Genomic DNA, 13527 nt, shown 5'->3' on the forward strand with positions numbered 1-13527 from the left:
GCGGCCCCTGAGCCCTCCCCTGGTGCCGAGTGCCGACGTGCCGGTGCGGGTGAGATGTACGACGGTATTGACGATTGAACCCTAAAGGCAACCCCTGTGTGGCTGCCTCACGGTTTTGTTGGTTTGGTCGTTACACAACTTTGGCCGGAGTTGCTCGGCCTTGTGTGCGTTTTCCGGAAATTCGTTCCCGAAGCACGACCAGCAACAGAAACAGCAGGCTCAGTACGGTCATCGCGACCACCCCGCCGCGCACCGACCAGCGGTGGACCGCGAGCATGCCTTGGGCGACCAGCATGTTGACGACGACCGAGCCCGCAAGCGCACAGAGTGCACGACTGAAGGCATCCAGCCCGCGCAGAGCCGCGGCGAGTGCCACCGCCGGCGCCGCGAGCAGGAAGAGCAGGGTGCACGGGCCGCGCAGCGGAGAGGCCGCGTCGATGAGAGCGAGCAGCGCGCCGGTCAGTGCCACGGCGGTCGCGGCCCCTGTGAGTAGCGGCAATGAAGAGGTCTTGTTGCGTATGGTCTGCATTGGCGACTTTGCCCCCCGACGCGCCGGATGCCGGGCTTCAATGTGGCGCAGTTCATGTGGGGCCGTCAAGAAGGTGGTTGTCGGACCGTCAACAGGACTGGCATGTCCATGCAATAGATGAGCCGTGAACGTTTCGCGTTGATCCTGTTGAGGCCGCAAAAGTCTTGGCATGGACACTTCCCGTCAACACGCGTAGTTGCTACGACGGTTGAGGCAGAGATCCTGCTAAAGGGAGGTTCCATGAGACGTTCCCGACTTACCGGATTCGTTACCTCGCTCCTCCTCGCCGCCGGCCTCGGTCTCACGGGCGCCGGCCATGCGACCGCCGCGACCGGTGGCTATGTGGCACTCGGCGACTCCTACTCCTCCGGAGTCGGCGCGGGCAGCTACATCAGCTCCAGTGGCTCCTGCGACCGCAGCACGAAGGCGTACCCGTACCTGTGGAACGCCGCCCACAGCCCGTCCTCGTTCGCCTTCAACGCCTGCTCGGGCGCCACGACGGACGACGTGATGGCGGGCCAGCTCGGCTCCCTGAACTCCGCCACCTCACTGGTGTCCATCACCATCGGCGGCAACGACGCCGGATTCTCCGACGTCATGACGACCTGTGTGATCCAGTCCGACAGCGCCTGTCTGTCCCGGATCGCCACCGCCGAGGCGTACGTCGACTCCACGCTCCCCGGCAAGCTGGACACCGTCTACAACGCGATCAGCGCCAAGGCACCGGCCGCCCGGGTGGTCGTGCTCAGCTACCCCCGCTTCTACCTGCTGGGCCAGACCTGCCTCGGACTCTCCGACACCAAGCGGTCCGCGATCAACGGCGCGGCCGACTACATCGACGCCGCCATCCAGAAGCGCGCCCAGGCCCACGGCTTCGTCTTCGGCGACGTCCGCACCGCCTTCTCCACCCACGAGATCTGCTCCGGCGACTCCTGGCTGCACAGCGTCAACTGGCTCGACATCAGCGAGTCGTACCACCCCACCGCGGCCGGCCACTCCGGCGGCTATCTCCCGGTGTTCTCGAACAACGCGTGACCCGAACGGGCTCGCCCCTCAGGGTGAACTCCCCGGTGAGCCCGACGCGGAAGCGGAGGCCCCGCCCGACGGGGTCTCCGTCGCCGTGGCCGTCGTACAGCTCACCGAGAACGGGACCGCGTTCGACGTGGTCTGCACGGGAGCGCGCACCTTCACGCCGATCCGGTCCTCGGTCGTCCCGCTGCCGTGGTACACCGTCAGCGTCACCCGCACCTGCCGGCTCTTCCCGCCGCCGTCCGGGAACGGCAGCGTGTGCCATCCGGGGTCGGACACCGATCCGCGTGTCGTCACCCACCGGTACTCCACCTGCGCGGGCAGCCGCCCCACCGTGAACGTCGCCGTGAAGGTGGGCGTCCGCGCGTCCGGCGGCGGGCAGCTCCCGGAGTACGTCGTGTTCGTGCCGGCCACGGTGACCTGCACGGACTGCGCGGGCTGGGTGCTCGCCGACGTGCTGCTGCTCGCCGACGGCGGCGCGGTCGTGCCCGGCTGCGTGGTGCCGTGCGCGGTCGGCGTCCGCGCGCCACCGCTCGTCCGGGTGTCGCCGCCCGCGTTTCCCCTGCCACCGCCGTTGTCACGGTTCAGCAGCGCGTACGTCAGCCCCGCCAGCGCCAGCGCGACCAGGAGCAGGCCCGCCACCAGCACCGCGCCCGCCCGCCGGTTGCGCCGCGGCTCGTCGGACGCCGTGGGTGCCGTGGTGCCGGGCAGGGGCAGCGGCGGGGTCGGGGAGGGCGGTCGGTGCGGGGCCGCGACCGTCGGGGTGGCGTACGGCGGCACCGGCATCGTGGCCGCCCGGACCGCGCCTCCCCCGGAAGGGGCACCCCCGGCCGCGACGATCCGCAGCTCGTGTTCCGCCCGCTCGGCGTCCAGCCGCTCGGCGGGGTCCTTGCGCAGCAGCCCCTCGATGACCCGGGTGAGCGGACCGGCCCGGTGCGGCGGCGGCAACTCCTCGTCCACCACGGCGCGCAGGGTGCTGATCGGGGTGTCGTACCGGAACGGCGAGACGCCCTCCACCGCCGCGTACAGCAGTACCCCCAGCGACCACAGATCCGACTCCGGGCCCGGCGTCCGCCCCAACGCCCGCTCCGGGGCCAGGAATTCGGGTGAGCCGATCACCTCGCCGGTCATGGTCAGCGCCGAGCTGCCCTCGACCGAGGCGATCCCGAAGTCCGTCAGCACCACCCGGCCGTCGTTGGCCAGCAGCACATTGGCCGGCTTCACGTCCCGGTGCAGCACCCCTGCGGCGTGCGCGGCGCGCAGCGCGGACAGCACCTCGGCGCCGATGTGCGCGGCCCGCTGCGGCGAGAGCGGACCCTCCGCCTCCAGCTGGTCGGCGAGCGACAGCCCGCGCACCAGCTCCATCACGATCCACGGCCGGCCGCCCTCCATGGCCACGTCGTACACCGTGACCACGTTGCGGCCCGCGACCCGGGCCGCCGCCCACGCCTCCCGTTCCAGGCGCGCGTACATCCGCTCCACGTCGGAGGCCGGCAGCCCGGCCGGGGCCCGCACCTCCTTGACGGCCACCTCGCGGTGCAGCACCTCGTCCCGGGCGCGCCACACGGTGCCCATGCCGCCCTCGCCCAGCGTGGACAGCAGTCGGTAGCGGCCCGCGATCACACGTTCGCGGCCCGGCTCTTCGGACACGGCGCCCCCAAGGCAAGTCGCGTGATTTCTCCCCGACGCGTGATTTCACCCCAAGTTAGCTCAGCCGAGCGCGGATGCGGCCCCCTTGAGCACCAATCCGGCGCCCAGAGCCATGACGACCAGGGCCGACGCGAGCGGTACGGAGCGGCGCACGAGCGCGGCCACCGGGTGGCTGGTCCAGCGCGGACGCCGCTCCAGCACCCGGCTCATCCCCGAGCCCAGCCGCACCACGGCGAATCCGGCCGCGGTGAGGGTCAGCGCGAGCCCGGCGCCGTAGGCCACGACGAGCAGCAGCCCGAACCAGGCCTTCCCGAGCGCGGCGGCACCGACCAGGACCACCACGGCGGAGGGACTGGGCACCAGCCCACCCGCGAAACCGAGCAGGAGGGTGCCGCGGAGGGTGGGGGCGGTGGGGTGGGTGTGGGTGTGACCGCCGTGGGTGTGGGTGTGGCCTTCATGGGCGTGGGTGTGGCTGTGGCTGTGGGCGTGTCCCCCATGGGTGTGCCCCACATGGTGCGTGGGGTGATGGTGGCGGGCGGACCACACCCTTCGTACGAGACCCGCACCGGCCACCAGGACCAGTGCCCCTCCCGCGATGCCCAGCCAGGCGATCACCGACGGCGTGGCGGCGGAACCGGCGGTGACGAGCAGGCCCAGGGCGACCACCCCGAGGGTGTGGGTGACGGTGACCGAGGCGGCCAGCGGCAGCACGTCCCGAAGCCTCGCCCGGCCCCCACGGGCCGCCGCCGCCGCGGCCATCAGGGTCTTGCCGTGACCCGGCGCGAGCGCGTGCAGCGCGCCGAGGACGACCGCGACGAGCAGCGCGAGCGCGGCGAAGCCGACGGTGAGGTCGTGCCGGGCCACGAGGTCGTCCAGCGCTTGGGTCCAGCGGTCGGCGCCCCGCGGCAGGATCGCGGCACCCGGTTCCGCCTGCCGCTCCTCGGCGAGGGCCGGGCCGCCGGGACGCAGGCGTACGGAGGCGGCGGTGGTGTCCGCCGGAGAGGACAGCAAGTCCTTCGGATACGTGGTCAGTTCGTGCGAGACGGATGTCTTCGGCACGTCGGTCGAGGTGAGCGTCATCCGGTCGCCGCGCGCGGTGACCTCCCGCCAGCCGGGTCCGCCGGTGGCACCCGCGCTGTGGAAGCCGACGGTCAGGGTGGCGCCGCGGGGGAGCGGGGCGGTCAGCCGGCACTCCACGCGCAGGGTGTGCAGCCCGGCCTGACCGGGACGCAGCCGTGCCGTGGCGCCGACGGCGGTCAGCGGGGCCGTACGGCCGTCGACCGTGAGCCTGCTGCCCTCGGCGGCCCGCGCACACCGCTGCCGGGCCCATTCGGCCGTGCCCAACCGCTGGAGGTCGGGCCCGGCCTGGGTCGCCGGGATCTCGGCGAGGTCCTCGACGTGGTCGACGCGGAGCTGTCCGGGGGCGGCGACCAGGCCGTCGTAGCGGTTGACGGTGAAGTTCCCGAGCGGGTGCGCGCTCGCCGGGCCGGCCGGCAGCAGCGCGAGCGCGCACCCGGCGAGGAGGAGGAAGGGCAGGCGTCGCTTCACCGCGTGGCCTCCAGGGCTTTGCGGGCCTCGGCCGCGCCGAGCGGGGAGAAGCCGGGGTTCAGGCGCAGGGCCGAGGTGAGGGAGGCGCGGCCGGCCGTTCGGTCGCCCGTGGCCAGCTCGATCATGCCGCGGTGGTACAGGAAGGCGGCGTTGCGGTAACCGGTGGCGGTGGCCCGGCGGGCGTACGGCAGCGCCTCGGCGTCCCGGCCGTTCACATGCAGCGCCCAGGCCAGCGCGTCCGAGGTGTGCACGGTGTGCCGGCGGGCCCATTCGGCGCGGGCCGCCCGCAGGGCGGCCACCTTGTCGCCGTGGTCGGCGGCGGCCAGCGCGGTGTCGAGATCGGCGTTGACGCCGTTGGCCCGGGCCAGCGCGATCCAGGCGTCCACGAGCGCGTACTGCTGCCGTGCCCTGGCCCGGTCGCCGGCCGCGCCGCGCGCCTCGTACAGCTCGCCCAGTTCGACGAGCGGACCGGGCAGCGGATACCGGGACACCACGGTCTCCATCCCCTTGATCGCCGCCGTGCGGTCCCCGCTCGCCGCCTGGGCCCGCGCCCGGCCCTCCAGCGCGGGCAGGTAGGTGTCGTCGGCGGCGAGGGCACGGGAGTAGTAGGTGAGCGCGGTCCTGTAGTCGCCTTGGTTCCAGGCGAGTTGACCGAGCTGGGCGGACACGTACGCGATGTCGCCCGGGGAGGTGGCGCCCGCCAGCGCCTGCTTGAGGACCCGGCGTGCGGTCACCACGTCACCCTGCAGTTCGTGTACATACGCGTACCGGGTGAAGACCGGCACACCCGGCTTGCGGGCGTCGGCGGTCCCGGCGGCCGTCGAGGCCTCGGCGTACCGGCCGAGTTCGACCAGGGCGTCGATACGGGAGGACAGCGCGCGTTCGCTGTACGGGTTCTGCCGCAGGGCCTGGTCCGCGTAGGTCAGGGCGTCCTTGAAGTCGTGCCGGGCGGCGGCGAGGGCGGCGCGGCCGGCCAGCGCCTGATCGTTGTCCGGCACCAGGGCGAGGGACCGCCCCAGTGCCTTGTCCGCCTGCGGATAGCGCGCGGGGTCCCCCTTGGTCCGCGCCTGCTCGACGTACGCCAGCCCCAGCGTCGCCCAGCCGCCGGAGTCCTTGGGCTGGGTCCGCAGATGCGCCTGAAGCGCCGCGATGCTCGCGTCCAGGCCACCGCCGCTGAGCACCCCGGGATCCATGGCCGCCGAGGCGACCGGCACGGTGACGGGCGTCCGATTGTCCCCGAGCGCCACGGCCCCACCGGTCACCGCCACGGCCAACAGCGCCGCACAGCCAATGAGCCGGGCGGCCCGCCAACGCCGCCCGGCAGCGGCAAACCGCCGCACGGCGGCCACACGCTGATCGGCCCCGGGGGCCGGAGGCGCTTCGGAACCGACCTGCACCCGTTCGGCGGCGGAGCAGCCCTGGCCGGCGGCCTCCGGCACATCACCGTCGCCGGCGCTCACCATCGACCCGGCGCCGTCCTGACCCCCGCCGCTCGCCTCTTCGTCGGCGTTGTCCTCCTGGCCGGCGCTGTCCTGACGCCCGCTGCTTGCTTCCTGCGTGGCGTTGCCCGTCCGCCCGCTGGTTGCCTCTTGGTCGGCGTTGTCCTCTTGGCCGGCGCTGTCCTGACGCCCGCTGCTCGTTTCCTGCGTGGCGTTGCCCGTCCGCCCGCTGCTTGCCTCTTGGTCGGCGTTGTCCTCCTGGCCGGCGCCGTCCTGACGCCCGCCGATAGCCCTCCGCTCTGCGTCACCGTTCTGGTCTGCGCCGGCGTTCCGCCCGGTGGCGCCCTTCCGCCCGTCCATGTCGTCGTCCTGTCTGCGCGGGCCCATGCCGTCTCCTGCGTGCGTCGGTCGTGTGGAAGGCGCGGCCCGTCGTGGGGGAGGGGAAGATACGGGCCGCGCCGGTCCGGGGTGGGGCGGGTCAGTACGGGCGGCGTATGCGTCGGCGCCACCAGCCGACGGCCGTGCCGAGGAGCAGGATTCCGGCCGCGCCCGAGGCCGCCGACGCGGCGATCAGCACCGTGTTGCCGGAGCCGCCGGAGGACCCGGCCGGTTGCAGGGCGTCGCCCAGCTGGCTTCGGACGTCCGTGCCTGCCGTGGTGCCCTTGGCGAGCGGGCCGCGCGAACCGGAGGTGGGCTCGGCGACGTACGGGAAGTACTTCTCGAAGCCCTTGTCGTTCTTGTCCACCGCGTCGCCCAAGTCGTTCTTCGAGCCGACCAGTTCGCCCTCGACGACCTGCAACGCCTCGTCGATCACGTCGTCGGTGAGCCGGCGCCCGTTCGGGAACCCCGCGTTGTCGCCGTCGAGCACGCCGAGCCGCTTGGGGTGCATGGCCGGCTTGATGGAGGTGTTCAGGCGCAGTTCCTCCGCAGGGCGCACGTTCGGCGGCTGGTTGAGGCCCTTCACGCCCTTCAGGAAGACGTCGACCAGGTCGTTGCGCGGCTCACTGGGCGCCTTGATCTTGTAGATCGACTCGATGAGCTTGGGCAGTTCGGGGTTGGTGACGTTCTTCAGGAACTGGGCGTCGTACCAGGGCTGGGAGGCGTTGAACCTGTCCTTGTCCTTCTGCGGGTTCACCACCTCGTTGACCAGCGGGTTGCCCAGACGCGAGACCTGTGCGTAGTACCCCTGCGCGTTGCGGCGCTGCGTGGTGGACCAGATGCCGACGATCGGCTGCCCGGCCGACTCGCGGATCAGGTCGTTCGGCACCTGCAGGGCGATGGTGTTGACGTTGTAGCCCTTCAGGGTGTCCCGGCCGACCTCGCTGAGGTTGCCGCCGTACAGCAGGTCGAAGACGCGCAGGTCAGCGAAGAACGGGTCGTCCGCCTGCCCGGCGAACGTCGCGGCACCGCCCGCCGTCTTGTACACGGCCTGCGCACGCAGCTTGCCGTAGTCCGGCATGGACGCCTTGCCGACGTCCGACGGCGCCACCGGCACATCGTCCGCGAGCTTGGTGTCCGACACCACGTGCTGGTTCTTCAGCCGGATCAGATCGATGTCGTACGTCTGTGTGATGTTGAGGTCGGGGTCGGCCAGGCTGGTGACCGGGCCCGTGTTGTACAGGAACGTGTTCCCGTTCTTCGTATGGGTCTTGAAGGTGTAGCGGAACACCAACTCGCCTTGGGCATCGCCGTTGTTGTCGACGTGGATGTCGTACTGCGCGTCGTCGGCGAACGTGTAGAAGTTCGGCCCGCCCGCCGGCTCCTCGAACGGGATCCAGTTCGCCACGATCGTCGTCGTGTCGGGCTTGTCCGGGCTGACGAACGCGTACAGGTCGGTGTTGTCGTACTGCGGGGTCCCCGAGATCAGCGGGGCCTCGCGGTGGGAGGAGGCGGAGGCCGCCCCGGGTTCCAGCGCGGCGGCGCCGGCCGCCGCGAGCCCTCCGGCTGCCAGCGCACCGCACAGGAGCGCGGCCAGGCCCGTGCGTCCCGTGCCGCTCCTTGCGAAGGGCCCCCTGGAGAAGAGAGGTGTCATGCCGTCCGTCCTCAGTGCCGACTTGCCTTTGACGGACGGGTCTTCGGAGCGGGCCCGCGGATCGGATTGGTCGGACGGCGAAAATCCGCGGAAAAACATTGGGCACGCTCCGACCCGCGTTTTCGGCCCGCCGATCCGTATCTCCCGCGGGAGGTGTGCGGTCGTGCGGATGCGTGGAGTGCGCGGTAGGGCCGGCTGTGGCCACGGAGAGGGGGCCCGCATGCGGGCGGACGAGCTGCTGGTGCTCGTCGCGGGCGGCGACCAGCGGGCGTTCGAGGATCTGTACGCACTGGTGTCCGGGCCGGTGTACGGACTCGTACGACGGGTGGTGCGCGACCCCGCCCAGTCCGAGGAGGTCGCCCAGGAGGTGCTGTTGGAGACATGGCGCTCGGCCGCCCGCTACGACCCCGGCCGGGGCAGCGCGCTGTCCTGGATCCTCACCCTCGCCCACCGCCGTGCCGTCGACCGGGTGCGCAGCGCACGCGCGGCCGGCGAACGCGAGCAGCGGGAGGCCCTGCGGGCCGGGGAGCCCGCCTTCGACCAGGTCGCCGAGGAGGTCGAGGCCGGCATGGAGCGCGAGTGGGTGCGCCGCTGTCTGCGCCGGCTCACGGACCTGCAACGCCAGTCCGTGACCCTCGCCTACTACGACGGCTACACCTACCGTGAGGTGGCCGAGCGGCTCTCGCTGCCGCTCGGCACGGTCAAGACGCGGATGCGCGACGGGCTCACCCGGCTCCGCGAGTGCCTGGGAGGTGCCGCGTGAGCTTCCTCGGCAAGCTGCTGCGCCGCGAGGATCTGCACTCCCTCGCCGCGCCCTACGCCCTCGACGCCCTCGACCCGGGCGAGCGGCGCCGGTTCGAGAAACACCTGCAAGGGTGCGACCGCTGTACTGCCGAGGTGCGGGAGCTGGCCGAGGACGCGGTGCGCCTCGCCTGGTCCACGGCCGCCCACGCGCCCCCCGCCCTGCGCGAGCGGGTACTGGCCGCCGTACAGACGATCCCGCAGGAACAGGCCAAGGCACCGGTCCGGGAGCGCACGCCCCAGCTGCCGCCGCACGTCTGGGGCACCCAGCCCCCGCCGGGACACACCCGTACGCCCCGCACGCGCCCCCTGTTCGTGCCGTTCGCCACGGCCACCGCGGCGACGGCCCTCGTCGTCGCCTCGCTCTTCGCCGTGCAGGCCCAGCGAACCCAGGACCGGCTGGACGCGGAGCGGGCCCGGGGACGTGAGATCGCCCACGTTCTGGCCGCGCCCGACGCCCGCGCCACCACCAGCAAGGACGCACAGGGCCGGGCGTTCGGAGTGATCGCTTCCGCCTCGGAGGGAGAAGCTGTCGTCACCCTCAGCGGATACGGCAGCCCGCCCGCCGGCCGTGTCCGTCAGCTCTGGCTCATGCGCCCCCGCACGCAACCGCGCTCCCTCGGGCTCTTCGCGGCCGACACGCCCTTGGTCGCGAAAGGTCTCGACACCTCCTCGACGTCACTCGCGGTGACCGTCGAGCCTGACGGCGGCTCAGCGCAACCCACCAGCCAGCCCATTGTCCAACTCACCCTGAAATCGGTCGGATTCGGAGAGTAGTCAAAGAGGGATGGTCAACACCCTTGCAGGGAAGGTGAATCCTGTGGGCGCGATACACGCGTGCCCCTCCGGGGCGATAGGGTTACTCTGCCCGGGCCGGGTGGACTCGTACGGGTGGGGAGTGACATGGAGCAGATAACAGTGCGCAGCAGGGCCAGGGTCCCTGCGATCACCTGCGGCAGCAGCGCGACCAGTTCGCGCCTCGACCGCCATCTGTCGGTGCTGGCGGGTCCCGCCATACCGCAGCGGGAGACGGTCGAGGCGACCTCGCTGATGCGTGAGCTGACGGCGCGTGACACCACGCACGAGCGTACGGGCCGGGGTGCCCGGGTGAGCCGGGTCTCGCTCTTCGCCCCGCTGCGTCGACTGCGCCGTTCGCTGTTCGGCGGCCACCGGCACTGAGCGCGCCGCGCGCTCAGGCCGCTACGCCGTCCCGGCGCATCGCCGCGATCTCGTCGTCCGTCATCCCCACGGCACGCAGCAGCGCCCCGGTGTGCTGGCCCAGCGCGGGCACATCACCCATCCGTGCCTCGTCTCCGCCCGGCAGTGTGATCGGAGGCAGCAGCGCCTTCAGCGGCCCGACCGGCGACCCCACCTCACGCCACCGCTCCCGGGCCGCCAGCTGCGGATGCCCGGCCAGTTCATGCAGATCACGCAGCCGGGCGCAGGCGAGGCCGGCCTTCTCCAGCAGGGCCAGGGCCTCCTCGGCGTCCAGTACGCCGAGGGCCCGTGCCACCAGTTCGTCCGTCTTCTCCCGGTTCGCCACCCGTGACGCGTTCGTCGCGTATGCCGGGTCCGTCCCCAATTCCGGGCGCCCTATGACCTGTTCGGCCAGCCGTCGCCACTCCCGGTCGTTCTGCACCGACAACAGCACGCGTCCGCCGTCCGCCGTCGAATAGGCGTCGTACGGCGCGATGACGGCATGCGCCAGGCCGGTGCGCGCCGGGGGCTCACCCCCGTGCATCGCATGGTGCAGCGGATGCCCCAGCCACTCGGCGAGCGCCTCCAGCATCGAGACCTCCACCGGCCCGCCCCGCCCGGTGGTGCCGCGCCGGACGAGAGCCGCCAGGACGCCCGAGAACGCGTACATGGCCGCCGCGATGTCCGCCGCCGGGACGCCCGCCTTCACCGGCTGCTCCGGCGTCCCGGTCACCGACACGAGCCCCGCCTCGCACTGCACGAGCATGTCGTACGCCCGCTTGTCCGCGTACGGGCCGAAGGAGCCGTACCCCGAGATGTCCACGGCGATCAGCCGCGGATGCGCCGCACACAGCGTGGCCGCGTCCAGGCCGAGCCGGGCCGCCGCCCCGTGGGCGAGGTTCTGCACGAAGACGTCCGCGTCCGCGATCAGCCGCCGTACGGCCTCCAGGCCGCGTGGGTCCTTCAGGTCCAGCGCGAGGGACTCCTTGCCGCGGTTGCACCACACGAAGTGCGAGGCGAGACCGCGGGCCGCGGTGTCGTACCCGCGCGCGAAGTCGCCGCCGTCGACCCGCTCCACCTTGATGACCCTCGCTCCCAGGTCGGCGAGTTGCCGGGTCGCGAAGGGCGCGGACACGGCTTGTTCGACGGCGACGACGGTGATGCCGTCCAGGGGCAGGGGCTGCTGATCCGTGGGCTGTTCCATGCCCGGATCATGGCCCGTGACCGGCGGGTTTGTCAGCAGCCCGGGCACCGGCCACCCTGGCCGTACAGGCGCACGGATCCCCGCCCGACCTCTGTCGTCAGTCCCCTCGCCCAGATCGAGATCAAGCGCATGATGCCCGTCTGGAAGCCGCTGTGGAGCACCGCTAGAGCAGGGCGAACTGACCCTCCGGGCCCTCCTCGTGATGGTCCAGGACCGAGGCGGGGCGGCGGGACGCCTCCGGTACCGGGAGGATGCCCGCCTCCCGGAGGTCGGTTGCCGTGATCGAGGTCGTCAGCTTCAACTCGGCCCGCAGCGGCCGCAGTTCGGCCAGCAGGGACAGGACCGTGATCAGTTCGAGCAGTTCCGACGTCCAGGTCTGCGGCCAGCCGGCCGGGCGGATCGCCGCCAGGGTGCCGGGTTCGGCCGGTGTCGTGCGGGTGGTGAACCAGGACTCCAGGACCCGGGCCCCGGCCACCTCGTAGTCCCAGGCCTCCGGTGGGACGGGGGAGATGCGGCCCTCGTCGACGTGGAGGGTCTCCTCGTCCTGGTCGTAGTGCACGGTGAGGGGCCGGACCGGCAGGGGCGCGCGGACGTAGGGGCGGCGGCCGCCCGGCAGTTTGGGGCGTTCGCCGTCGCGGCGCATCAGCCACAGCATGCGGCGGCCCAGTTCGACGCCGGTCGACCACAGGTCCGGGTCGTCCGTGAGCGGGACGGTCAGGTCGCCAGTGGTGGCCGCCAGGATCCAGGACAGGACATCGACCGGAGTGGGGGACTCGCCCAGGCGGTCGGCGAGGTGGGCCGTGAGGCCTGACGCGAGGTTCGGTTCCGTGCCGCCGGGTCGGCGGTACAGCGGGCGGACGCGGCCCGTGCGCAGGGTGGGCAGCAGGGAGGTCACCAGGAGCGGGACGTTCTCGTCTCCGCTCTCCACCGTGAAGACCTGGTGCGCGTCCGCCACCCGCCACAACTCCGGGCGCGCGGCGTCGATCAGCCGGTGGTCGGGGATCAGCCACTGTTCGTCGAAGGGCGCCGCCAGGACGCGAACCGGCTCGGCGCAGGGGCCCTCGGCGCGGGCCAGCCGCCCGGTGCCGGTGGACTGGCCGGGGAGCTGGCCCACCGCGGAGTTCGGCGTGCGGGCCCGGGTCGGCTCGAAGAGGGCCTCGCGATCCGGTCCCTCGGCCTTGAGCAGGGCCTCCCAGCGGGCCTTCAGGGAGCCGGGATCGGGTGCCGTCGGCCAGGTGCGGCCGGGCCGCAGCGGTGCGACGGACCACGGCATGAGGTCCGCCAGCAGCGGAGCGTCGTCGTGCGTCACGCAGGGCATGGTACGGCCTGTCCCCGACCCGGTATCAGGTTGCATCCAGGGTGACCGTGAACGAGAACCGGTCCCCCCGATACTGAATCACCGCCACGTCCAGCACCCGCCCGCCGCTGTCATATGTCACCCCCGTGTAGTGCAGGATCGGACTGAGCAGCGGCACCTGCAGCAGCCGCGCCGTCTCCGGGTCCGCGAGCCGTGCCTCAACGGTGTCTGTGATGCGGCTGATGTCCGCCCCGACCACGTCCCGCAGCACCTTCGTCATCGGCCAGCGGACCAGGTCCTCCAGGTCGATGCGCGCGGCGAGTTCGGGGCGTACATGGTTGACGGCGTGGTTGGTCGGCTCGCCGGTCTTCTCGTCGCTGCGGAGGCGGTGGTACGTCATCACCTGCGCGAGGCCCGGGAAGTACTCGGTGACACCGGCCGGCACCGGTGTCATGCCGTGGTCCAGCAGTTCCGTCGTCATCCCGGACTGCTGGGCCACGATCGCGTCCACCGAGCCCAGCAGCCGGACGGGCGCGCCCCGCCGGACGTCGGGCTCGATGAACGTGCCGCGCCGCCGGTGGCGGCTGATCAGTCCCTCGTCCTCCAGCTCCTTCAGCGCTTGCCGCATGGTCAGCACGCTCACGCCGTAGTGCTCCGCCAGCTGTTCCTCCGTGGGCAGCCGCAGTGGGTCCTCGGGGGAGCGGCCGAGTATCGAGGCGCGCAGCGACTGCGACACCTGGTACCACAGCGGCAGCTTGCGGTTCAGGACGATCGAATCCGGGGCGAAGGAGGTCACGCGGC

The 13527-nt window shown here is 72.2% G+C and carries 12 protein-coding genes; 4 read left to right on the forward strand and 8 right to left on the reverse strand.

Annotated features, from left to right (window positions below; genetic code table 11):
• Window positions 1-130: 130 nt before the first annotated feature.
• Window positions 131-529, reverse strand: a complete 399-nt coding sequence (locus ACZ5NH_RS11220; RefSeq protein ID WP_468774406.1) for a hypothetical protein — start codon at window positions 527-529, stop codon at window positions 131-133.
• A gap of 240 nt (window positions 530-769) precedes the next feature.
• Between ACZ5NH_RS11220 and ACZ5NH_RS11225 the strand changes: the two genes are divergently transcribed.
• Window positions 770-1564 (forward strand): SGNH/GDSL hydrolase family protein, encoded by a 795-nt coding sequence (locus ACZ5NH_RS11225; protein WP_388626527.1) that lies wholly within the window; start codon window positions 770-772, stop codon window positions 1562-1564.
• Between the two features lie 18 nt (window positions 1565-1582).
• Here ACZ5NH_RS11225 and ACZ5NH_RS11230 read toward each other — a convergent pair whose 3' ends face one another.
• The 4 genes from ACZ5NH_RS11230 to ACZ5NH_RS11245 all read right to left on the reverse strand — a co-directional run bounded on the left by ACZ5NH_RS11230 (window position 1583) and on the right by ACZ5NH_RS11245 (window position 8227).
• Window positions 1583-3208, reverse strand: coding sequence for a serine/threonine-protein kinase (locus ACZ5NH_RS11230; protein ID WP_468774408.1), 1626 nt, complete (start codon window positions 3206-3208; stop codon window positions 1583-1585).
• A 60-nt stretch (window positions 3209-3268) separates the two neighbouring features.
• Window positions 3269-4756, reverse strand: coding sequence for a nickel transporter (locus ACZ5NH_RS11235; protein WP_468774410.1), 1488 nt, complete (start codon window positions 4754-4756; stop codon window positions 3269-3271).
• Window positions 4753-6582 carry a tetratricopeptide repeat protein gene (locus tag ACZ5NH_RS11240; RefSeq protein WP_468774412.1) on the reverse strand — a complete coding sequence of 610 codons (1830 nt, stop codon included), beginning with the start codon at window positions 6580-6582 and terminating at the stop codon, window positions 4753-4755. The genes ACZ5NH_RS11235 and ACZ5NH_RS11240 overlap by 4 nt, the downstream gene beginning before the upstream one ends.
• Window positions 6583-6673: 91 nt before the next feature.
• Window positions 6674-8227 (reverse strand): DUF4331 domain-containing protein, encoded by a 1554-nt coding sequence (locus tag ACZ5NH_RS11245; RefSeq protein ID WP_468774414.1) that lies wholly within the window; start codon window positions 8225-8227, stop codon window positions 6674-6676.
• 220 nt (window positions 8228-8447) lie between these two features.
• On the opposite strand from ACZ5NH_RS11245, the gene ACZ5NH_RS11250 reads away from it, so the two are divergent.
• The 3 genes from ACZ5NH_RS11250 to ACZ5NH_RS11260 all read left to right on the forward strand — a co-directional run bounded on the left by ACZ5NH_RS11250 (window position 8448) and on the right by ACZ5NH_RS11260 (window position 10207).
• Window positions 8448-8990 (forward strand): sigma-70 family RNA polymerase sigma factor, encoded by a 543-nt coding sequence (locus ACZ5NH_RS11250; protein WP_388626520.1) that lies wholly within the window; start codon window positions 8448-8450, stop codon window positions 8988-8990.
• Entirely contained in the window at window positions 8987-9805 is an 819-nt protein-coding gene (locus tag ACZ5NH_RS11255) for an anti-sigma factor (protein WP_468774417.1), read from the forward strand. Before ACZ5NH_RS11250 ends, ACZ5NH_RS11255 begins: the two co-directional genes overlap by 4 nt.
• A gap of 126 nt (window positions 9806-9931) precedes the next feature.
• Complete coding sequence (locus ACZ5NH_RS11260) at window positions 9932-10207, forward strand: hypothetical protein (protein ID WP_330340950.1); 276 nt, start codon at window positions 9932-9934, stop codon at window positions 10205-10207.
• A 13-nt stretch (window positions 10208-10220) separates the two neighbouring features.
• Here ACZ5NH_RS11260 and ACZ5NH_RS11265 read toward each other — a convergent pair whose 3' ends face one another.
• From ACZ5NH_RS11265 to ACZ5NH_RS11275, 3 genes are all read right to left on the reverse strand, one after another.
• The gene (locus ACZ5NH_RS11265) at window positions 10221-11429 is read right to left on the reverse strand and encodes a CaiB/BaiF CoA transferase family protein (protein ID WP_468774419.1); all 1209 of its coding nucleotides are present in this window, start codon (window positions 11427-11429) and stop codon (window positions 10221-10223) included.
• Between the two features lie 163 nt (window positions 11430-11592).
• Complete coding sequence (locus ACZ5NH_RS11270; RefSeq protein ID WP_468774421.1) at window positions 11593-12747, reverse strand: type ISP restriction/modification enzyme; 1155 nt, start codon at window positions 12745-12747, stop codon at window positions 11593-11595.
• Window positions 12748-12772: 25 nt separating this feature from the next.
• Entirely contained in the window at window positions 12773-13522 is a 750-nt protein-coding gene (locus tag ACZ5NH_RS11275) for a GntR family transcriptional regulator (RefSeq protein WP_388626515.1), read from the reverse strand.
• Between the last annotated feature and the right edge of the window lie 5 nt (window positions 13523-13527).

Source organism: Streptomyces sp. NPDC031426, assembly GCF_055581585.1.

Excerpts from the sequence above, each read along its gene's own strand:
- ACZ5NH_RS11220 (WP_468774406.1), bottom strand. The coding sequence starts at position 529 with ATGCAGACCATACGCAACAAGACCTCTTCATTGCCGCTACTCACAGGG.
- ACZ5NH_RS11225 (WP_388626527.1), top strand. The coding sequence starts at position 770 with ATGAGACGTTCCCGACTTACCGGATTCGTTACCTCGCTCCTCCTCGCC.
- ACZ5NH_RS11240 (WP_468774412.1), bottom strand. The coding sequence starts at position 6,582 with ATGGGCCCGCGCAGACAGGACGACGACATGGACGGGCGGAAGGGCGCC.
- ACZ5NH_RS11245 (WP_468774414.1), bottom strand. The coding sequence starts at position 8,227 with ATGACACCTCTCTTCTCCAGGGGGCCCTTCGCAAGGAGCGGCACGGGA.
- ACZ5NH_RS11250 (WP_388626520.1), top strand. The coding sequence starts at position 8,448 with ATGCGGGCGGACGAGCTGCTGGTGCTCGTCGCGGGCGGCGACCAGCGG.
- ACZ5NH_RS11260 (WP_330340950.1), top strand. The coding sequence starts at position 9,932 with ATGGAGCAGATAACAGTGCGCAGCAGGGCCAGGGTCCCTGCGATCACC.
- ACZ5NH_RS11265 (WP_468774419.1), bottom strand. The coding sequence starts at position 11,429 with ATGGAACAGCCCACGGATCAGCAGCCCCTGCCCCTGGACGGCATCACC.
- ACZ5NH_RS11270 (WP_468774421.1), bottom strand. The coding sequence starts at position 12,747 with ATGCCCTGCGTGACGCACGACGACGCTCCGCTGCTGGCGGACCTCATG.